This window comes from Mucilaginibacter aquaedulcis (genome assembly GCF_030409325.1).
GTDB classification, from domain to species: Bacteria; Bacteroidota; Bacteroidia; order Sphingobacteriales; family Sphingobacteriaceae; genus Mucilaginibacter; species Mucilaginibacter aquaedulcis.
The window spans coordinates 733,452-752,960 of the sequence record NZ_JAUFPR010000004.1; the positions used below are offsets into that span (position 1 = coordinate 733,452).

A 19,509-nucleotide genomic window follows, 5' to 3' on the forward strand; every position below is an offset into this window, starting at 1 on the left:
CTACTTACTATTCAAATATCGTTTGAGGTTAGAAATTGTTTTAATATTTAAACTTTTGGCTTGCTGTTCTCTCATCATTAAAGCATAGGCATTGTTAAAGCCAATGGGTTTTAACCATTTTATCTGATACCTGTTTTTAAACTCCTGTTGCACATAGTTGTAAGTGCTATCCTTGTTTTGAGTTACCTTGTTTATTGTTTCTGGCGAAGCCTGTAGTATAGCCAACAGGCCGGTGCCGGTATATTCCGGGTAAAAATCTATCTGATCATTAGTTAGGGCATCAAAGCAAATTTTGGTGCCGCCTAAACCTGTTTTTGTTGATACATCATAATTGGTGTAGCCTTTTATAAGCATGCTATACATGTTGGCCAGTATGTATTGCTCGCCAAAAATTTTAGAGCCAACACGCACAATGCCCGCATTGCTTTGGCCGCGAGCCGGTTTCCAAAGGTTATGTTGCGTTAAAAAATCTTTGGCTACCCGTTCCGGGCTTTGGTGAAGATAGTCAGTCCGGTAATTTAAATCGGTCATGACCGAATCATTTATTTTACCCGATAGTAAATTTAAGGTTTTTTCTAATTCGGGAAACTTCCGGAGTGCATCTTCCCGTATTATAGGAGCAGCATAGTACGGCGGGAAGATGCCTTTATCGTCATCAAGCACAACAAGCCCGTAGGCTTTTAAGCGGCCATCAGTTGAGTAGCCGCTAATTACATCAAGCTGTTTTTCATAGGCTGCCTTGTACATTACCGCATCACTGATCACGATGGTGTGTATTTTTAAGCCGTATTTGCTCTCTAAACCCAGGTTGCCATCCTGCCTGCCCATAAACTCAGGCGTAAAGCCAGCGGTGAGTTTGCCGCCATAGGCATTGGGGATAAAATAGAGGGAGGATAGCACCACAAGTAAAACAGGCATAGCGTACGTGCCTGCCTTTATTTTTTTGAAATTGAGCTTTTGTACCCGTGAAAGCAAAAAATCGAAAATAACGGCCAATAAAGCGGCAGGAATAGCGCCTGCCAGTATCATATTGGTATTGTTAAGTGATATACCGCCAAAAATAAATTCACCCAGACCACCCGCGGCTATGTATGAGGCCAATGTAGCCACCCCCACATTAATTACCGTAGCAGTGCGGATGCCGGCCAATATCACCGGCATAGCAAGAGGGAGTTCAACCTTAAAAAGTATCTGCCAGTTGTTCATTCCCATGGCTGTTGCCGCTTCCTTAACTGAAGCGTCAACGCCCGTAATACCTGTGTAGGTGTTGCGAATGATGGGCAGTAAGGCATATAACAGCAGGGCCACAATAGCGGGCTTTGGCCCAATACCCAATATGGGTATCATAAAACCAAGTAATGCAATGCTGGGTATGGTTTGCAGAATACCGGCTACACCTAAAACAGACCCGGAAAGCTGTTTTTTACGGGCGATCAAAATGCCCAGTGGCAAACCAATAAGCACAGCTATAAAGAGCGAAATAAAAGTGAGGCCGATATGCTGCAAGGTTTGCACAGCAAGTTTATCGGCCTGCTGCCGCATAAACTCAATTAAGGTTTGCTGATGCTCACTCATGCCCCTTGTTTGTTTTTATATCGATTAAAAGCCGACATGAGCTGCTCAAAATCGATAGTTTTTATTTCGTTTTCACTTTTGCTGATGGTGAGGGTTTCAGACTTGGCATATCGAAAATTTTCCAGTGCTGTCCACAGATCAATATCGGCGGATAATGAATTACCATTGGATTGTTTTTGTTTATCGGGCAGTAGATCCCATAGGTCGGTAATTTTGATGGCTTTAAACTCCAGGTGCAATCGTTGATCTTTTAAAAAGCTTTCAACAAACTCATTTGCCGGGTTAAACAAAAGATCGGCAGGTGTGCCCGATTGCACAATTTTGCCTTTATCCATAAGGCATATCCTGTTGCCAAGTTCAAAGGCTTCCTGTACGTCATGGGTAACCATGATAATAGTTTTTCGGGTAAGCTCATCAAGCGCTTTAAACTCCTTGTGGATATTGGCCCGGGTAACATTATCAAGCGCGCCAAAGGGCTCATCCATCAGTAAAACCGGAGGGTCAGATACCAAAGCCCTGGCCAGACCTATGCGTTGCTGCTGGCCGCCACTCAGCTCATTTGGGTAGGCGTTCAGATAATCGGCGCCGAGGTGCAGTTTTTCCATCAGTTCGGCAGTGCGTTTCTCTGTTTTCTTTTTGTCCCACTTTAATAATTGTGGAACTATGGCGATGTTTTCGGCTACGGTGTAATGCGGAAAGAGTCCATTGTTTTGTAAAACATAACCAATCTCGCGTCTTAAATTTTCGGGCTGCTGGCTGGTTACGTTTTTACCGTTGATGAAAATATTACCGCTGGTAGGTTCAATAAGCCGGTTGATCATTTTTAGGGTGGTAGTTTTGCCGCAGCCGCTGGTACCCAGCAAAATCAGGTTTTCCTGTTCCTGTACTTCAAACGAGATTGCATCAACCGCCTTAACCTTATTAAACTGCTTGCTTACCTTATCAACCTTTATCATAAGCAATGCTAATCCTCAAGCGACATAAACAGGTTATTCAATGATTCGGCATAAAGAGGGTGCGCGAATATAAAATATTTGATACGGTCATAAGTGATCCCCCCCTCCATGGCCATTTGCAATACGGTCATGATTTCACCTCCTTCGGCTCCCAAAACTGCAGCGCCTAATATTTTTTTTGTTTCCGGGTCAACAAGGACTTTCATAAAGCCACGGGTATCGCCGGTTTCAATGGCGCGGGCCACATATGCCATTGGCATTTTAACTAACTTGTAGTTTATATTTTTTGCCTTAGCCTCACTCTCACTGATACCTATACGCCCCAGCTGAGGGTCAGTGAACATACAATAAGGCAACAGCCGATTATTGGTGCTCAGGTTTTGATTTTTAATAAGATTACGGTAAACTATGGTATAATCGTTATAGGAGATGTGTGTAAAAGCGGGGCCTCCGTTTACATCGCCCAACGCATAAATACCGGGAACGTTAGTTTCCAGTTTATCATTTACAGGGATATGGCCATGCCCATCAGTTGTTACGCCCGTTTTTTGAAGGTTTAACGCCGCGGTTTGAGGCGTGCGCCCAACCGCTACCAATACATGCGAGCAGCTGATTTCATGATCTTTGCCACCTGTGGTTATGGTAACGGTAATTTTGCCGCCGTCTTTTTGTTTGAATTTCGTAGCCTGCGTATTATAGTGGATCTGGATAGCTTCGGCCTCCAGGATCTTCTGCATTTCTTCAGAAATATCCTCATCTTCATGGGCAACTATCCTGGCCGATCTTTCGATTATGGTTACCTTGCTGCCAAAGCGGCGAAACATCTGCCCAAACTCGAGCCCAACGTAATTGCCGCCCAATACTAATAAATGGTCAGGTACATAATCCAGATCAAGTATAGTGGTTGAATTAAGATAATCAATATCATGAAGCCCTTCAATATCGGGGATGGTTGGCAACTCTCCGGGATTGAGGAATACAAGATCGGCTTGTAAAACATGTTTTTCGCCATTATACAAGGTTACTTCGATGGTTTTGTCGCCGATAAAAGTGGCCTCACCCAATAATACATCCAGGTTTTCTGTTTTTTCGGCTGCGCGAAGGCCGCCATTTCTTGATTTAAGTACAATCTCGTCCTTGCGTTTTTTTATTTGCGGCATGTTAACCGAAAACCCGTCAACCGGAACGCCAAGTTCTGCACTTTTACCGGCCGCCATGTAAGCAGCCTTTGCCGATGCCACCATTGTTTTGGTAGGTGTACACCCGTCATTTACACAGGTGCCGCCATAAAATCGTTTTTCGATAAGTACAGTTTTTTTACCGGCACTGGCAAGTTTCTTGGCTAATGGGCCGCCAGCCTGGCCGGCACCAATAACAATGGCATCGTATGTTTTCATGGCTATTCGGTTATTTTAACACCTTTCCAGAAGGCAACATAATTGGTGATTTGCTTAGCCGCATCTTTAGGTTGCGGATAATACCAGGCAGCATCCTTATTCTGTTTACCCTTAACGTTAAGATTATAATATGAGGCCAGACCTTTCCAGGGACAAGTTGAGTGTGTGTCAGTAGTTTCCAGGTATTCGGCCTTTACGCTCTCTTTTGGGAAATAGTGGTTATTTTCAATAACAATGGTATCATTACTTTCGGCTATAACCTCATCGTTCCAGATTGCTTTCATGGCGGTAATTTATTTAGTATATAAAGATAGCTTTAACGCCAGTAGATTTACAATGCTGTGCCAATGATTTTGTTTTGAAAAGCTTTAAAATGACCCGAAATAAATGTTTTGAATTTTTTTTTAAAATTTATTTGCACTTTATGGGTAAAGCTCTATCTTTGCAATCCCAAAACAAGGGAAAATAAATAAAAAAAGGCCCGTTCGTCTAGGGGTTAGGACGTTAGATTTTCATTCTAGAAACAGGGGTTCGATTCCCCTACGGGCTACTTAAAACAATATCGAAAGATGCTAAAAACCTGCAAATCAAATGATTGCAGGTTTTTTTGTTTATATCAAAACACCATTTTATGCACCAAATTGCAACAAAAAAGACGCAAATTCGGTGCGTACCTAAATGGAAAAATGCTACGCACCGAATTGCTCATAATTAATTGATTATCAAGATGTTCAACCACTAAACATCTTGATAATAGCAGGCTACAAACTTACTTTTGTTTCACTTTTAAGCTTGTAATTATGAAAAGTAATTTCCACCTGCTTTTTTACCTGAGAAAGCAAAAAAACTACAAAGGCGGCCCTATGGCCGTCTACATGCGCATTACCGTAGATGGTAAACGTGTAGAAATGTCTGCCGGACGTGAATGTGATCCGGCCAAATGGAACAGCCATGCAGGCCGGGCCATCGGCGCAAAAGAAGAGATCAAATCGCTTAATAATTATCTGGACAGCCTGCTAACCAAAGTTAGAAATGCGCACCAGGTGCTGATTGATGCAAACCAGCGCATCACCACTGAAAGCCTACAAAACCAATTCACAGGAAAAACAGAAAAGAGCCGCTATCTGATGCAACTGTTTGCTGAACATAATGCCAAAGTAAAGGCATTGATTGGTAATGGGTTTGAAGCGAATACATTAAAAGGATACAATACGTCTGAAAAACACCTTACTGGCTTCCTGCAAAAAGAATATGGCAAAACAGATATAGAGATCAGCCAATTAAATTACGCCTTTATTACTGGATTTGAGTTTTACCTGAAAGCAAATTGTAAAATTACCGGTGTATCTGCCGCCAAGTACATTAAACATCTTAAAAAAATAGCTAATCACTGTATTGCTAATGGATGGCTAAAGCAAAATCCATTCATCAATTTTAAATCCACTGCTAAGGCAAAAGAACGCACTTTTCTTACGCAGCAGGAACTTGATAATATTACGACATCCCCAAAGATTACGATTGAGCGCCTGAAGCAAGTAAGAGATATTTTTGTTTTTTGCTGCTACACTGGTTTGTCTTATGCCGATGTCAAGAAGCTGAAAAGAAATGAGATAGGCATTGGCATGGACGGCGAACAATGGATATTTACCAGCCGTCAAAAAACGGATACATCTTCCCGTATACCTCTGCTCCCTGTAGCTTTAGCAATATTAAACCGTTATCAGGATCATCCCCAATGTGAAAATAAAGGATTGCTATTACCTGTATTGAGTAATCAAAAAATGAATGCTTACCTCAAAGAAATAGCTGACCTATCGGGTGTTCTTAAACATTTGACGTTCCACCTGGCGAGGCACACGTTTGCCACAACAGTTACCCTATCCAATAGCGTACCGATAGAAACGGTCAGCAAAATGTTAGGACATACCAATATCAAAACCACCCAGCACTATGCTAAAATATTGGATTTAAAAGTTAGCCAGGACATGGCAGCTCTCAAACAGAAATATCTAACCATTTAATAATTACAGCTCTATAAGGTGGCAAAATGGCACCTTATAGAGTTTATTCCCATCTTATCCTTTCAATCTAAAAAAATGGAAAATCAATTGATCCCTGATGAAATCATCATGAATAAAATCTATTATATCCGTGGGCATAAAACAATGCTGGCAAGCGATTTGGCGGAATTATACAATATTGAAACGTGTGTTTTAAATCAATCAGTAAATAGAAATCTAAAACGATTCCCGCCTGACTTCATGTTTCAGCTTTCGGAAAATGAATATTCATCTTTGACATCACAAATTGTGATGTCAAAGAAAGGGCGCGGAGGGCGAAGGGTATGACCGTTTGTCTTTACTGAGCATGGTGTTCTTATGCTTTCGAGTGTCCTTAACAGCGACAGAGCGATAGAAGTAAATATTCAAGTAATGAGGATCTTTACGAAGATTCGCCAAATGCTTTTCGACAATACGGAATTGAAACTCGAAATCGGCTATGGATCAGGCCTCAGCTTATCTGAGATATATCTAAATAGTGGCGTTCAGATAATTAATGCAGGTAGCTGATTATCTTTTCGAAATAGGCTTTTACCGGGTCGCTGATATCGTTGTTTTTAACAATATGTGTATCGTACCAGTCAAGAATATGCGGAATCACGTCATCGCCTGATGCATGCAATAAATTGGGGTTGAGATACAAATCTTTATCTTCCTGGGTTAGGGTAAACTGGTGCCAGGTAGTATGGTATTGGTTGGTAAAATCGGCGTTTTTCAGATCTAATGCGGATGTGCCATGAAGGACGTAAGCGCTTTGTAGTTTGGCGCGGTTGCCGAACATGTCAGTCAAATCAAAATATTCATCTTCGACGTATTTGGTTTCCAGTACCATGATCTGGCCGGTTTCTCTCGGTGAACCGGTAGCTGCAAAGCTGGCAGCAACGAGCAAATCGCTGCTGACATCCAATAGTGAGGTATCGAAGCCGTAATGCTGCATGATTCCATTGATATAGATTTCTACCATTGGATCGGCCCTTTTTTCTTCAGTTGTCCAAAGGGCGTACTTCAGAAAGGGATATAGAGCGTAACGATTTAACGGAACAGCAGTTTCCAATTGCAGGCCGCTAACCCAATGGTTGATCTCTCGAAAATCTGGGTGGCCTTTTAAATTACGGCTAAAGGTATTCATGGAGGTCGGCCAGGTAATGGTCTTTTCGCCCCGGTACAAATAGCGGGGTTGGGGGCTTAATGGCGAGATTAATGTTTTAAAATCAAAATAATGCAGCTGGACGATTTCCTGCGAAAATTGGATATTGAGTTGGGTAATCAGTTCTTTTAACGAAGGTGTCATGATACAAGGTTGAGTGTTTAAATAACTATATATATTTCTACAAATGGATAATAAAATACTTGGAAAGTATTTAGGTTATATGCGGCTAAAGCTGCCCCTGCGCTGGCTAAAATCACGGCAGCTGCTGGTTTATTTCTTTGGTGCCGTGATGATGCTACACATAATCAGGATATACTATAAATTGCGCGTTGGGGACGCTCAAGCGAAAAGACAATACGGTATTTGGGGTCAAAATCAGGTCTATTCTTGCCACGGGTTTCCACGCTTTTAGTCAGGTCCGCGTTGGTCACAAAACCGATTCGGCCTGCCGGTGTAAACGATGACCAGTCACCGTCATCCCTAACGGTGCTATCTTTACGGAATTTAACTTCGTAACCATTTTTTGTGCCATAGTCTGTCAGTTCGGTTTTCCATGGTTTTGGGAAATGCAGCATCTGGCAGATCAGGTCGGCAAGCGGTCTTCCTGTGTGCGGATGCAGTGTTTTGAAACCAGGTACTTTTTTTACTTTTTTGCGTCCTGTCCGGGTATAATGAAAATACATCACATCAATGGCTATTGCAGGTGCCCATGACACACCCCAATGAGAGAGTTCAAATGCTCGGTAGGCTTGTAAGGCGGTGAGTGTTGCGGGGTCGACTTCATGGTTATAAAACAGGTAACCCGGCACCGCTCCTTCCCGTCTGGCATAACTGATCAAAAGATCGATCTGCAAATCAGGGTCGACACGATGGCCGATTTTTACATATTTTCCATTGCGGTCCATGATCTTAGCCTGACAGGGAAAGCTGGCAAACTCCCCGCCAAGTTCAACAAAAATTTCTACATCATTACCATTAGTCTTTTCGGATTTCGCCTCCAATATCTCAATGCCTAGTTTCGCCCGTTCGGCAAATTGCCAAAGATCGAATATGAATCCTTCGGTGATGGTTGTTTCGCTGATCCGAAGCTTTTTTCGCCGCGAAAAACCGATCTTATCCCAGATGTACGTGGATTGATGATAAAGAAAATTACAGGTTTCATCGATCATACTTCTCATCTTAACTCATCTTGTTATCATCTTCTATTTGCCTTTTAACGAAAAAGTAAAGTTCCTTGTAGCTACCTAAATTGTGTGTAGACCAACTAAAGAATTTCTGAAATTGGTCGTCCCAGAGTTTAAAGGCTAAAGCAGCGATGCCCCATAGCGGACTTGCCTCGTCTGGTTGAATGATGGTGAGTAAATTATTAATACGATCATCAGTATTCGGGTGCGTGGTTCCCTTAGCTGTTCTTCTCAGGAACAATAAGCTGCAAAGACCGATAAGTACGCCGGTATGAATCGTGGCTTTCATTTCTTCGGTCTCTCCGGCTAATATCCATTTAATCGCCCGGTCGTCCGCTGCCCTTTCATTGTTAAGGATGCGCTGATTGGTCATCGTCGCACGGTTTTGCCGGGTATGGCCGAGTTCGATGTGCGCAATCTCATGACAAAGGATAAAGTTCATCGCCTGCAGGTACAAGCCGTTTGATTTTTCTACATAAAAACTTTGCTGTGCATGATATTGCTGAGGGTTCGGAAGGCCTTCATCTAGTGACGACGAGTAAAAGCTATACAAGGATAGACCATATTTGAAGAGTTTAACGGAAGTGTCTATTTGGAGTCTATCAATATCATTTATCTCCCTTCCCGCATGAAGATTCTGGGATGGTCTGGCCACTGCCTCATCATATAGCGTCCACAGGCTGTAGGCCATGCACCAGACATAGGACAGGAAGGTTTCGTGAATAAATATCTCTCCCTTAGCATTGACATAGGGAGTCTGAATATGGCCCTCTATTTCTGTGTTGATCGGGTCCTCGCTTCTCACATATTTAATGCCCGGCTGTAACAGGCCTCTGGCAATAAGATCTCTTGACATCCTGAGAAAGTCACCGTTGGTGTTTTCTAACTGGTGTTCCAGGTTATACTGCAGTACCCGGATGGGTTGGAGTCCGATATGATTAGGGCTAAAGCGGTCAATCAGTGGAAAAAACCGGTTATTAAAATCATTAGCCGCTACAATGTAGGCATCCAGGTTTGTGCGGTTCAGCTTATTGTTGAACCAAAGGACAACGGTTTGGATACAACGGTCAACAGATGATTGGGTTAAAAGGATGGTAATAACCAATTCATCTACCTTATTTTCATTTGTACTTTTATCAAATTCACGTTTGTCAATCCAGGCATCCAGCAAAAACATATTTGGAAACTCCTGTAACTCTTCGGGGTTTACCTGAACAATGCGGAGCGCCTTACTTTTTTCTTCAGAATAATAGCTAAAAATGGGGTTGCCATCATAAAAGTTTTTCCCCGCCTCATTCTTATTTTGTATCGGTTGTTCTGCCAGTTCGATCTTTTGAACTAGGGCTTTTTGCAACTTCCTCCGCCAGTAACCTACATTCAGGTTGTAGGTATTCTTGTCCGTTAGGAACTGGTTAAATAATATTTTCCCCTGATCTTTCATGTTGCTGGTACCTCATCGTTTGCAAATGCCCATCCGGCCCTTATTTCCACATCAACCCTGATGGCCTTCCGTTGTCCCGGATTATTAAATATTTTGATGACCTGGCCCTGATAGCCGGATGCAGGGGCGTCCATTACAAAGGTTCGTGCTTTTTGTAAGGCAATATCTCTTACTTCCAGTTCTCTGCGGGTGAGCTGACCTTCCAGCGCAACCAATAAAGCTGTTGCCGAAGTTTTGTTGATCACAGTCATTTGCGCCCAGTTTTCTGATTTTTCGACATTCTCGCCCTGCGCCTGAAATCTGCCTCTGTGATCCATTAGGTTTAAATTTGAAATAAAGCTAAGAAGAATTTATTTGGGAAAACACTACAGTTAAAAAATGAGCCGAAACCTTGCTTTACCGAAATCCAGCCGCAAGGAAACTTTGGAGACCATTTCCAAGAACCAACTGTCATTATTATTTGATCAATCGCTATTGAACTGTAGCCGAAAAATCAGCGCGACAGGGGATTGATTTCATCGGTGAGATCAAGCAGAATGGGGTGTACACCAACTTCCGCTTTGCGATACAATTAAAACTGGCAGTAATCCTTCGTATTGGCGGCTATAAACAATAAAAGAAATATTGTATTTATAACCAAGCGATGGTGGATCATAGGTCAAATATTGGCAGTATTTGATTAAGCCACATTTGATTATCTATTCAGATAAAGGATTATAAGCCTATCTTAATTCTCTTATTAAAAAGTCGACACGCGACATATGCTTAAATAGTTTCTCAAGTGACCTACATTTATCAACAGGCCAAATAATCTGTTTTTTTCGCACTATTTTAGGGGTTTGATATACAATCGGTTAATCATGGCAGTAAAAGATTTTTTTAGAATTAACTTCCCATACGGAATTAGGAAAAAGAACAATGAAGAATGGTTCGCATTTAACAGAGATAGTATGCCGTTAGGTGTTTATAAAAATACTTTACTGCCCTATGATGAATGGCTGAATACTTTTACAGGATTAGGTTATAGCGGCTTGACCGAAAAATTATTAACTCAATTAGCTATTAGCCGTATTGAAATGGATGATGATGGAAAAATATGCTGTATTTGGCTTTATAATGACGGTACGAATCCGATGAAGAGCGCTCAGAATTGGGAAGATTACATGTCTAAATTGAAAAAACTGGGTAAATTAAAAGTTAAAGCGTCTCATTGATGCCATGCGGTAATATGTATTAAAAACACATCACAACACATAAAAATCTAAATAGCCGCATGAATCCTCAAATACTAAGTTCCAATGCAAGCGCGTTCGACAACATTCCATCTCTTGACGAACAGATAAGTCTTCTAAAGGAACGAGGATTAGATTCTTATCTTAAAAGAGATCTACATATTTTTAAACAGAAATTTGACCGTCTGCGTGAATTGCTGAATGAGCCAGCAAACAATAAGAATTTCGAGGAGGCTTACCAACTGTTCTACTATATTTTTGATGTCGTTCCGATGATGTACCATCGACTGTCCGACATGCCGATCTTCCGTGCCGCTCGTAATAAGATCAACGAAGTGTTTTCTATACAATCACGGATTTCCTATAACAAAAATATTTCAGCTATACCAGCGGGGAAATTCAACGTTTGGTATCAGCCTATGTTTTATGGATGTCTACCTTATGGACCAAGTAAACCGGAATTATATCCACCACCAAGGTTGGTTGCTTCCCTTGAATGCTGCAAAGATCTTTATAATGACAAGACTAAGCTACTAATTCAAGATATCACGATTGGTAAATGGCAAATTAGGGAACCTATTAATGCGATTAACCTTGGCTTTGATCATGTCCATCTTTCGCGGAATCCTGAACTAAAACAAGTAAACGAACAATTTATAAAGCATATTTTTGAAGTTTATTCTGGGGAAGCTGGTCATTTTATTAAAGATTTGCTTGAATACTTTTCATGCCTTTGCCGCACTGGGAGCGATGAAAAATCCTACTACGTCCTAACTGCATTATTCAATGCGTTGAAGATATATCATGAAACAAACAACGAACTAAAGGTTGATGCGTTAATTAGTTCAAGTGCTGCATCTGATGGCCATGGTTTAAATATAGTAATGACACCGGAGATTGTAGATCGTTGCCTTTGGCTTAAGGCTGTAATCATGGATCGCTTTTTTCTTGTCTCGCCGGAGCGTAACACTTACAGCATCTATCCGTGTACTGAAATTATAGAAAATCATTTAGAAGTATCAGATTTCCATTTTCAGTTTAAAAAATATATACAAGTGGCGCAAAACTATATAGAACGATATGCTTTTAAAGATTATGGATATTTACCTTCAGACAAGTAACCGCCCATGACACAGATGATTTTTAGATTTGCATCCGAAAATGAAGAAGAACATTTGTTTGGGGGGAATAAACAAAAGGATCATAAAAGAAGGATTTGTCTGGATCTAATTAATTGGCAGAACAAGGTGAGATCAGTCTCTTAAAGGTTCATTTCTGTTTCTGTAGGACTAAAACATGGCTTGCTTTACACTGCCCATTTAGACCGCATAGTAGTAATAGACTATTTCGAAATCCTACAAACATTATCTTTAATTTCTATCTTTAGTAACTGGTAAATCGTTATATGGACTTAAACAAAATCGGATATTTGGTAAATGAGGGGCTTTATTACCCCGCTGTCCTTAATGAAGTTAGCAAAAATAATGTGCCCTTGCAGCCACTATTTGAAGCCTTTACTAATGCCTTTGAAGCGATAGCACTCTTGAAAAAGGACCCGTCCGAACACCAGATTACCGTTCGTATTTCCTATGATCCAGGACTGTTTGATGAAAAACGGATGAGCCAGATCGTGATTGAAGATACCGGAATTGGCTTCAATGACAATGAATTTCGTCGCTTTCTTACTTTTAAGGATACCCGCAAAGGCTTTCACAATCGCGGTTCAGGCAGGCTGCAACTGATCCACTTCTTTTCCAGTGTGCAATACGACAGCGTTTTTGAGGAAAACGGCCAATTTAAAATGAGAAGATTTCACTTAAGTAAAAGCGCACCATTTCTTAAAGAAAATGCCATTGCCTATCTTGATGATTACAGTTCGAGTAAGGATACGTTTTCTCATACTTCCTTAATGCTTTCCGGGTTACTTTCTGCAAAAGACCAGACTGCCTACGATATGACTTTAGCGAACTACAAGGAGGCAATCATAAACAGATATATCCAATATTTTTGCGCCCATCGGAATGCTTTACCAAAGATTGTATTGCAAGCCTATAATGGTAATGAGCCGGACGAAGTGCTTGAAATCACCGCTGAAGACATTCCGGCTATTGATTCACAGGAGGTCTTTTCGTTAAATTACCAAGCACACGGGGCATTTCAATCTTTGGAAAAACTAGAAGAATTTACCTTGCAGGCTTTTCGTATCCCCAAGACGAAATTAGGGAAGAATGTAATAACTTTAACCAGTAAAGGTGAAATCGTCGAAGAAAAGAATTTTCGATTGACCTTAAGCATTCTGGGACCGGAAGACCATGTAGCGGACACCCGATTTCTATTCCTGATTTCCAGTCCATATATCAATGAGCGCGATTCCGATATACGGGGCCAGCTCCGGATACCTTGGCGCAAGGAGGACCCTTCACTTTTTGACGGAGATGTTATTTACTTGGACGATATTGAATCCGGTGCCAACGAGACCATCATAAAGATGTACGATGAATTAGCGGAAAAGGCAAAAGAAAAGACCCTGCGGTTATCAGCATTGAAAGAAATGTTTCTTCTTAACGATCATTTCCTGAGTAGCCTGAATATCTCCATAAACGATACTGAAGAAAAAATACTGGAAAAGGTCTATGTTCATGAATCAAAATTGGCCGCAAAGGGCGATGCCGAGCTAAAAAAGCAATACGACCAATTGACTACGCTCGACCCCAAGTCGAAAGGCTATGACGGCGACATGGATAGGATTGTTAAGCAATTGGTGAAGGAAATTCCCCACCAAAACCGTGCGGCGTTAACTCACTATGTGGCCAGAAGAAAACTAGTTTTGGAGCTTTTCCAACAAGTATTGGACAGAAATTTAGACATCCAGCGGTCGGGCAGGAATGAAGATGAAAAATTGTTGCATAATATCCTTTTCACGCAAGGGGCCGGCTCTGCTGAACAAAGTGATCTCTGGATACTGAATGAAGACTTTATTCTGTTCAAAGGGGTTTCAGAAACGAAATTAAAAGATGTCACAATCGACGGGGAAAAGATCTTTAAGGATGTCTTAACTGTCGAAGAGGAAGCTTTCGTGAATGCAAACCGGGAAAAAAGACTGACCAAGCGTCCCGATGTCCTGCTGTTTCCGGCCGAGGAGAAATGTATCATATTAGAATTTAAAACACCTGAGACAAACATTGCAGATCACCTTGCCGAGATTAATTATTATGCATCGCTGATCCTGAATTTGACCAAAGACACGTACCCGTTCAAAACATTTTACGGTTATTTGATCGGAGAAACGCTGGAACCCCTGGACATTAAATTCAATGATTCAGATTTTCAGGATTCAGCACATTTCGACTATGCTTTTAGGCCTGCCAAACGCATTCTGGGTGTATTTAAATCCTTCCAGGGGTCGCTATATACTGAGGTGCTTAAATATTCAACTTTATTGAAGCGTGCCAATAAAAGGAACGAAGCCCTGATTAACAAATTATTTCCGCCCGCCAATGTAAATGATGAACCACCTTTTTAAAGCCCAAATCACAACCGATCGCTTGAAAATACAACAAAAGAGGAACTGTACCCGCATTGGTAACTATAGCGCTGATTTTATTTAACAAATAAAGTTTCACCCCTATTACCGGTTTTTTTAATCAATGGTATTCAGCCTAGAGACGCTATATTCATTAATGAAAGCAAATTTTTATTCAAATGGCTACTTCAAATTTCGTATAGATATAAAATCGTATAATTCCTCGATAATCTCTTTTAAAATTTCAGATTCAGCAAAGTCAGCCCAAGTCAGCTCTTTTGCCATCGCCATTCGATAAACAAAATCTGAGATTCCTTTTTTATAACGATATTCAAGTGTTCCGTTGCCTTGTAATTTTTCAATTTTTAAATCTCTCCCGTTTTTTTTGATCTTGTTTTGAAAGTGCTTCCCTAATTTCATAGTATGATCAAAATCTAATGCCTCCAGAATCGATTCCGAATCACATTGCAGGCTTTCAATAAAAAATCGTTCCCAAATAGATTTCGGAAGTAAATTTTCAATCTCTGGCAGGCTCGTGTGCCTATACTTAAAATTTGGCCGTTTTATACTGTCAAATGCCTTATGCTTTTCATCATTTAAATCATTATCTGCCAATACATAAACATTTGAATTGATAAAAAAGGCATTGATCTTTTCGATAATACCATCTTCATCATTTGAATAGCCTTCATCAAAATTGTAATGACTTAAATTTTTTCCGCCGTATTCAATAAATGCATAGTTCAGTCCTTCTTTAGGGCGATAGAAGTCATCCGGTTTACTATTCAAAAATGCAAATAGGAAAGCTTTCAGATATAATCGATCAGTAATTCCTTCGATCCATACTGTACAGTTGCTTATTAATACTGATGTGTTTAATACACCCAGCATTTCCAAAGTATTACGTTCATTGCCGTTGATAGAAGTTATATAAGATGAGCGTTCGTCTCTTCTTTTAAATACAAACACTTCCAAGCCCGTCGTTGTGAGCAATGATTCACTAAGTATATGATTGGAATGAGTGGTAATAAAGTACTTCAGATCCTTTTTTCTTAAAAAATCGTTGCCGGCAAGCGCCTGAATAAAAATTAACTGGTAACCTGGATGCAAGTGGTTCTCGGGTTCATCTATGATGACCCAGCTGCTATTAGGCGCAGTAAATACTGGGAACAGCAGGCTGATGATACCCTGGATGCCATCACCCAGATCATGAATTGAAATGTCTTCCAGTTCATCAGGGAGGCTTATATGTATATGCTCACTCTGTGAATTTCCGGTTCGCCTGGCAATTATATGCACCTCCTTCCCCTGAAAAAAAGTATCACCGATAAATTTTTCAAATGCATGGAAATTACGGATATCATTCCTGCTGCCATTTCGCGCCAGATTAACTTTCTCATACAACGAGAGACCGGTCTCTATTGATAATTTTGAATCTTCTGAAATTTTATATTGCTTCCTAAGTGTTTCCTGAAAAATATCCACGTTTACACCATCCAGTTTTCTGGCAGTACGCAGGACAGGAATATATATAATATTGGGAAACAAGGGGCCGAGCGTGATCTGTTGGAATTTATCAGCTAAGGACAATGCCTTCTGTAATAATTCAAGGCGCTCTTTCCAATACGGGACATGGTCGCCCGGGTTTACCTTTTCAAACCCATAGGATATGGATTTTATTTGTTCGCCAAGTCGACTGCCATCCATATGCCGACCACCATTGCGACCAATGTATTCGTATATAGCTACCGCCATATTAAGGACTGACCAAAGCTCTCCGGCGTGTACTTTAAAAGTCTCGAAGGCTTCAACTGTTGCGATATGCTTAAGTTGCTCAGCAAGTTCAATTACAGCATTTCTTACTGAAACGATATCCAAAGCATTTAAACCGGCTTTACGATGGAAAAAGGATTTGATAATTTTGTGCAGTGGATATTTTTCATCTAAATTATCAAGTGATATCGCCAGCCATTGTAATGTCCACAATTCTTCAGGTTCGTTATTTTTCCGGTTAAAAAGCTGGGTACTCTCTCTGTAAAGACCATTCAGGTCCCCACCGAATGAAAAAATGACTTTGTGTTCCTGCTTGATAATATGTCGGGCAAATCTACTTTTACGAGAGTTGTTTGCACCAATAATTATATTGATGTTCTTAATATCACCAAGAAACAAGATCTCCTCCTCACCTTCAAAGTATTCGGGTAAAGTTCCTTCGGTTAATAATCTAATATAATTCATACCTTTTACCTTAGCTTTAACGATTGTAAAAATACTTTAAATTGGCCTTTAATATCTTGAGAATAGCAGAGAACTGGTTAACTTTTACATTCAAATTCATACGCTTGAAATCACTCCATTTTTTTATTTATATTTCTTGATAAATACGGACTAACGGAAAGCTATGGTCATTAATCCCAAACCTTATATTCCAATAAAAAATCAGGATTATACCGGTAATACCGTTATAGATTTACGTGATATTGATTTTAAAGGAATTAAAGCTAAACCTGGTACGATCCCTGTAACCTTTGAATTTTGTTTTTTTGAGAACCTGAAAATTCAAAATACGGAAGACATTGATTTCAAGGATGTATCTGTTATGTTTAATAACTGTTATATCCGCAACCTGGAAATTTCAGATATCCTTTCAGAAAACATCTCCATTACAATTCATTCCTCATTGCTAAATGGGAGGATATCTGCTAAGAACCTCAAATCCGTTCATTTAAGTAATTGTCTGCTGAATCATGGAGTAACTTTGACGGATCAAAAATCCATCGAATTAGCCTATACCACAGAAAACATTTTCCCATTTCATTGGAACAAGATGTTTAATAAGATAATAGGTCCATCTCATCGCCGGATAAAACCTACATACCGCCGGATTATCCGGCAAAAGCAATATTACCAGATTGAAAATCCTCAACGCTTAAATGTCCGCTCATCCCGTAAAGTAAGTGACAAAACGGGCCTTTACCTCATGGACTGCAATACGGTAAAAATGTACAGGATCGGCTACAGATTAACTAAAGTCGAAGAAGATTCATTAAAGATCCATCTTTCCATCAATTACGGGGAGGGAACGGCTGATTCAGAGACCAACGTCAATAACGTAATACTGGAGGCACTCGCTTTATCCGGTACTCCTTCAGGTAAAATAAGCTTTGAAAATATTGAGGTCTCTAACTGGTATATGTCCGACTTTAACCCACAGAAAGAAGCGGCTTTTTATAATTTAGTACCAAGGCCATTATTGATTGAAGAAACAAAGATCGGGGTACATAAATGTAATTTTGATAATGTATGGTTCGATAATGTTGAGTTCAATAAATTTGAAAGGCTATCCTTTTTCCGTTCAAAACTATCTAAGGCAAATTTTACATCATGCAGTTTCCCGGATCAGTATCAACGTTTCTCCAAATTTTTAGCTATCCCTAATATTCATTACCCGGAACAAAAACCCATCAATTACCATAAGGATCAGTATGAGATGCTGCTGCAACTTAAAAAAGCATTTGATGCCACCGGTAATTTTTATGAAGGGTTAAAATTGCAGGCAATATCCTATGCTGCTCTCCAAAAAATCGCAGTGATCTCCGGTGAGGACAAATTTATCCTTCGCCTGAACAGATGGTCAAATAATCACAGTTTATCAATAAGGCGACCGATTTATTGGTTTTTGAGCCTTACCGTATTCTTTTACATTCTTTATCTTTTAAGTTTACACAGGCTCTTTAATGACACTGCGTTCGATGCAGACCTGATCGGTTACTATTTCTCTTTCCTGGATATTACCCACAGGAGTGATTTCTTAGAGGAAAAGGATAAATTGACGGGCTGGGCGTTGGGGATAGACTATGTAAATAAAGTTGTGACCGGTTATCTAATTTTTCAGTTTATCTCTGCCTTTAGAAAATACGGAAAGAACGGATAGCAATTTACATTTCTTTAGAGTGGCATTGACCGATCATTTAAAATTAGGTTCATACTTTGTAAGCACTTTTATTGCAATAGGTTATGTGGAGAGCCACTCACGCAACAAAGGGCGGCATTGGTCCCAAAGATGATCGAGAGCAAACACTAATACCTGCCATTAGTAATGCCATCTAAATATAGTTGCTCCGAATCGGCAATAAAACCCTTAACGTCATCCCATGCCTGTGATTTGATAATGTTATCGATAAGCGGATGATTGGTAAAAATCTCATCTAACTCAAATAGATTTAGCAATTTAAAGCACTGGAATCCGTTTCTGCAAATTAGCCTGAAAATATCTTGGATGGCATTTCCAAAAGTGTCTATTAGGCCATTAATTAGATCTATTTCCATCATATAGCTGTCCCCACAAACGATCAGATCATTTTCATAGTGAAAAAGGAATATTGCATTTGATTCTGCTGCCGGATGTGAAACCTGGCATAAATAACTATAAAGGGTGTCGATTTGATCGTTTACATCCACAATGGCATTAAGATACTCTCGCACTTGTTTCGCGTTCATGTATTCCGGCAATGTTTTTTGCTGCGCTTTAGGGATTTTACTGGCATGGGAAAAGTGTAATAGGATTTCCTCCAAAGGTTCGTGGGCAACTATGATTTCTGTTTCGCCTGTCAGAGATTTTTTTATTGCATGAAAATCTTTGGCGATAGTGAGCGGCACCTGCCTCATAGTATAAAATGTGTCTGAACATGATTCAACAAACCCACGTAAATTAACGGCAAATGAGTAATAGATACCAGCCTCCCGCGCCGCCTGCATTCCATCAATCCATCGCGCTGCCCTGAATAGCGAAACAGTTGTAGCAGCGTGTATTCTATAGAGCATCTCTTTCCAGTAAATTTCGGCTGCCACCACAAGATCATCTGATTCTTTAAATATTTCAGTAGGCACTAACGGGAAACGCCAATCATCTTTAATATTGTTAAGTTGTTTGATAGCTGCATGAAGATAGGTAAACTCGTCGCTAAATGATATTTCAGCTTGTTCCATGA

Annotated in this window: 16 protein-coding genes and 1 tRNA gene; 7 read left to right on the forward strand and 10 right to left on the reverse strand. The window is 40.3% G+C overall.

Going from position 1 to position 19,509, the window contains the following annotated elements:
- Genes QWZ01_RS21555 through QWZ01_RS21570 form a run of 4 tightly spaced genes read right to left on the reverse strand, consistent with a single transcriptional unit; the run spans position 1 to position 4,212 of the window.
- Positions 1-1,575, reverse strand: coding sequence for an ABC transporter permease/substrate-binding protein (locus QWZ01_RS21555; protein ID WP_290327011.1), 1,575 nt, complete (start codon positions 1,573-1,575; stop codon positions 1-3).
- Positions 1,572-2,531 (reverse strand): ABC transporter ATP-binding protein, encoded by a 960-nt coding sequence (locus tag QWZ01_RS21560; protein ID WP_290327013.1) that lies wholly within the window; start codon positions 2,529-2,531, stop codon positions 1,572-1,574. Before QWZ01_RS21560 ends, QWZ01_RS21555 begins: the two co-directional genes overlap by 4 nt.
- An 8-nt stretch (positions 2,532-2,539) precedes the next feature.
- Entirely contained in the window at positions 2,540-3,928 is a 1,389-nt protein-coding gene (locus QWZ01_RS21565; protein WP_290327015.1) for a mercuric reductase, read from the reverse strand.
- Between the two features lie 2 nt (positions 3,929-3,930).
- Positions 3,931-4,212 carry a DUF427 domain-containing protein gene (locus QWZ01_RS21570; RefSeq protein WP_290327017.1) on the reverse strand — a complete coding sequence of 94 codons (282 nt, stop codon included), beginning with the start codon at positions 4,210-4,212 and terminating at the stop codon, positions 3,931-3,933.
- Between the two features lie 194 nt (positions 4,213-4,406).
- Here QWZ01_RS21570 and QWZ01_RS21575 point away from each other — a divergent pair.
- From QWZ01_RS21575 to QWZ01_RS21585, 3 genes are all read left to right on the forward strand, one after another.
- A tRNA-Glu gene (locus tag QWZ01_RS21575) sits at positions 4,407-4,478 on the forward strand.
- A 250-nt stretch (positions 4,479-4,728) separates the two neighbouring features.
- Positions 4,729-5,949 carry a site-specific integrase gene (locus QWZ01_RS21580; RefSeq protein WP_290327018.1) on the forward strand — a complete coding sequence of 407 codons (1,221 nt, stop codon included), beginning with the start codon at positions 4,729-4,731 and terminating at the stop codon, positions 5,947-5,949.
- A 75-nt stretch (positions 5,950-6,024) separates the two neighbouring features.
- The gene (locus QWZ01_RS21585) at positions 6,025-6,276 is read left to right on the forward strand and encodes an ORF6N domain-containing protein (protein WP_290327019.1); all 252 of its coding nucleotides are present in this window, start codon (positions 6,025-6,027) and stop codon (positions 6,274-6,276) included.
- Between the two features lie 205 nt (positions 6,277-6,481).
- Here the strand turns inward: QWZ01_RS21585 and QWZ01_RS21590 are convergent, their stop codons facing one another.
- From QWZ01_RS21590 to QWZ01_RS21605, 4 genes are all read right to left on the reverse strand, one after another.
- Entirely contained in the window at positions 6,482-7,279 is a 798-nt protein-coding gene (locus QWZ01_RS21590; RefSeq protein WP_290327021.1) for an FRG domain-containing protein, read from the reverse strand.
- Positions 7,280-7,443: 164 nt separating this feature from the next.
- Positions 7,444-8,307, reverse strand: coding sequence for a DUF6615 family protein (locus QWZ01_RS21595; protein ID WP_290327023.1), 864 nt, complete (start codon positions 8,305-8,307; stop codon positions 7,444-7,446).
- A gap of 10 nt (positions 8,308-8,317) precedes the next feature.
- Positions 8,318-9,763, reverse strand: coding sequence for a phage exclusion protein Lit family protein (locus QWZ01_RS21600; RefSeq protein WP_290327025.1), 1,446 nt, complete (start codon positions 9,761-9,763; stop codon positions 8,318-8,320).
- On the reverse strand, positions 9,760-10,080 hold the full coding sequence (locus QWZ01_RS21605; RefSeq protein WP_290327027.1) for a hypothetical protein: 321 nt from the start codon (positions 10,078-10,080) through the stop codon (positions 9,760-9,762). The genes QWZ01_RS21600 and QWZ01_RS21605 overlap by 4 nt, the downstream gene beginning before the upstream one ends.
- A gap of 543 nt (positions 10,081-10,623) precedes the next feature.
- Between QWZ01_RS21605 and QWZ01_RS21610 the strand changes: the two genes are divergently transcribed.
- The 3 genes from QWZ01_RS21610 to QWZ01_RS21620 all read left to right on the forward strand — a co-directional run bounded on the left by QWZ01_RS21610 (position 10,624) and on the right by QWZ01_RS21620 (position 14,518).
- A complete protein-coding gene (locus QWZ01_RS21610) occupies positions 10,624-10,977 on the forward strand; it encodes a hypothetical protein (RefSeq protein ID WP_290327029.1) in 354 nt (117 codons plus the stop codon).
- Between the two features lie 59 nt (positions 10,978-11,036).
- Entirely contained in the window at positions 11,037-12,116 is a 1,080-nt protein-coding gene (locus QWZ01_RS21615) for a hypothetical protein (RefSeq protein WP_290327031.1), read from the forward strand.
- A 284-nt stretch (positions 12,117-12,400) separates the two neighbouring features.
- Complete coding sequence (locus QWZ01_RS21620; RefSeq protein ID WP_290327033.1) at positions 12,401-14,518, forward strand: ATP-binding protein; 2,118 nt, start codon at positions 12,401-12,403, stop codon at positions 14,516-14,518.
- Between the two features lie 183 nt (positions 14,519-14,701).
- On the opposite strand, the gene QWZ01_RS21625 is transcribed toward QWZ01_RS21620, so the two are convergent.
- The gene (locus tag QWZ01_RS21625) at positions 14,702-16,756 is read right to left on the reverse strand and encodes an ATP-dependent nuclease (RefSeq protein ID WP_290327035.1); all 2,055 of its coding nucleotides are present in this window, start codon (positions 16,754-16,756) and stop codon (positions 14,702-14,704) included.
- A 163-nt stretch (positions 16,757-16,919) separates the two neighbouring features.
- Here QWZ01_RS21625 and QWZ01_RS21630 point away from each other — a divergent pair, with 163 nt between their 5' ends.
- A complete protein-coding gene (locus tag QWZ01_RS21630; protein ID WP_290327036.1) occupies positions 16,920-18,452 on the forward strand; it encodes a hypothetical protein in 1,533 nt (510 codons plus the stop codon).
- Between the two features lie 146 nt (positions 18,453-18,598).
- Here the strand turns inward: QWZ01_RS21630 and QWZ01_RS21635 are convergent, their stop codons facing one another.
- A complete protein-coding gene (locus tag QWZ01_RS21635) occupies positions 18,599-19,507 on the reverse strand; it encodes a hypothetical protein (protein WP_290327038.1) in 909 nt (302 codons plus the stop codon).
- Positions 19,508-19,509: the final 2 nt, after the last annotated feature.

Bases quoted from the DNA above. Each gene is read 5' to 3' on its own strand.
- QWZ01_RS21555 (WP_290327011.1), bottom strand. From the start codon at position 1,575: ATGAGTGAGCATCAGCAAACCTTAATTGAGTTTATGCGGCAGCAGGCC.
- QWZ01_RS21560 (WP_290327013.1), bottom strand. From the start codon at position 2,531: ATGATAAAGGTTGATAAGGTAAGCAAGCAGTTTAATAAGGTTAAGGCG.
- QWZ01_RS21565 (WP_290327015.1), bottom strand. From the start codon at position 3,928: ATGAAAACATACGATGCCATTGTTATTGGTGCCGGCCAGGCTGGCGGC.
- QWZ01_RS21570 (WP_290327017.1), bottom strand. From the start codon at position 4,212: ATGAAAGCAATCTGGAACGATGAGGTTATAGCCGAAAGTAATGATACC.
- QWZ01_RS21580 (WP_290327018.1), top strand. From the start codon at position 4,729: ATGAAAAGTAATTTCCACCTGCTTTTTTACCTGAGAAAGCAAAAAAAC.
- QWZ01_RS21585 (WP_290327019.1), top strand. From the start codon at position 6,025: ATGGAAAATCAATTGATCCCTGATGAAATCATCATGAATAAAATCTAT.
- QWZ01_RS21590 (WP_290327021.1), bottom strand. From the start codon at position 7,279: ATGACACCTTCGTTAAAAGAACTGATTACCCAACTCAATATCCAATTT.
- QWZ01_RS21595 (WP_290327023.1), bottom strand. From the start codon at position 8,307: ATGATCGATGAAACCTGTAATTTTCTTTATCATCAATCCACGTACATC.
- QWZ01_RS21600 (WP_290327025.1), bottom strand. From the start codon at position 9,763: ATGAAAGATCAGGGGAAAATATTATTTAACCAGTTCCTAACGGACAAG.
- QWZ01_RS21605 (WP_290327027.1), bottom strand. From the start codon at position 10,080: ATGGATCACAGAGGCAGATTTCAGGCGCAGGGCGAGAATGTCGAAAAA.
- QWZ01_RS21610 (WP_290327029.1), top strand. From the start codon at position 10,624: ATGGCAGTAAAAGATTTTTTTAGAATTAACTTCCCATACGGAATTAGG.
- QWZ01_RS21615 (WP_290327031.1), top strand. From the start codon at position 11,037: ATGAATCCTCAAATACTAAGTTCCAATGCAAGCGCGTTCGACAACATT.
- QWZ01_RS21620 (WP_290327033.1), top strand. From the start codon at position 12,401: ATGGACTTAAACAAAATCGGATATTTGGTAAATGAGGGGCTTTATTAC.
- QWZ01_RS21625 (WP_290327035.1), bottom strand. From the start codon at position 16,756: ATGAATTATATTAGATTATTAACCGAAGGAACTTTACCCGAATACTTT.
- QWZ01_RS21630 (WP_290327036.1), top strand. From the start codon at position 16,920: ATGGTCATTAATCCCAAACCTTATATTCCAATAAAAAATCAGGATTAT.
- QWZ01_RS21635 (WP_290327038.1), bottom strand. From the start codon at position 19,507: ATGGAACAAGCTGAAATATCATTTAGCGACGAGTTTACCTATCTTCAT.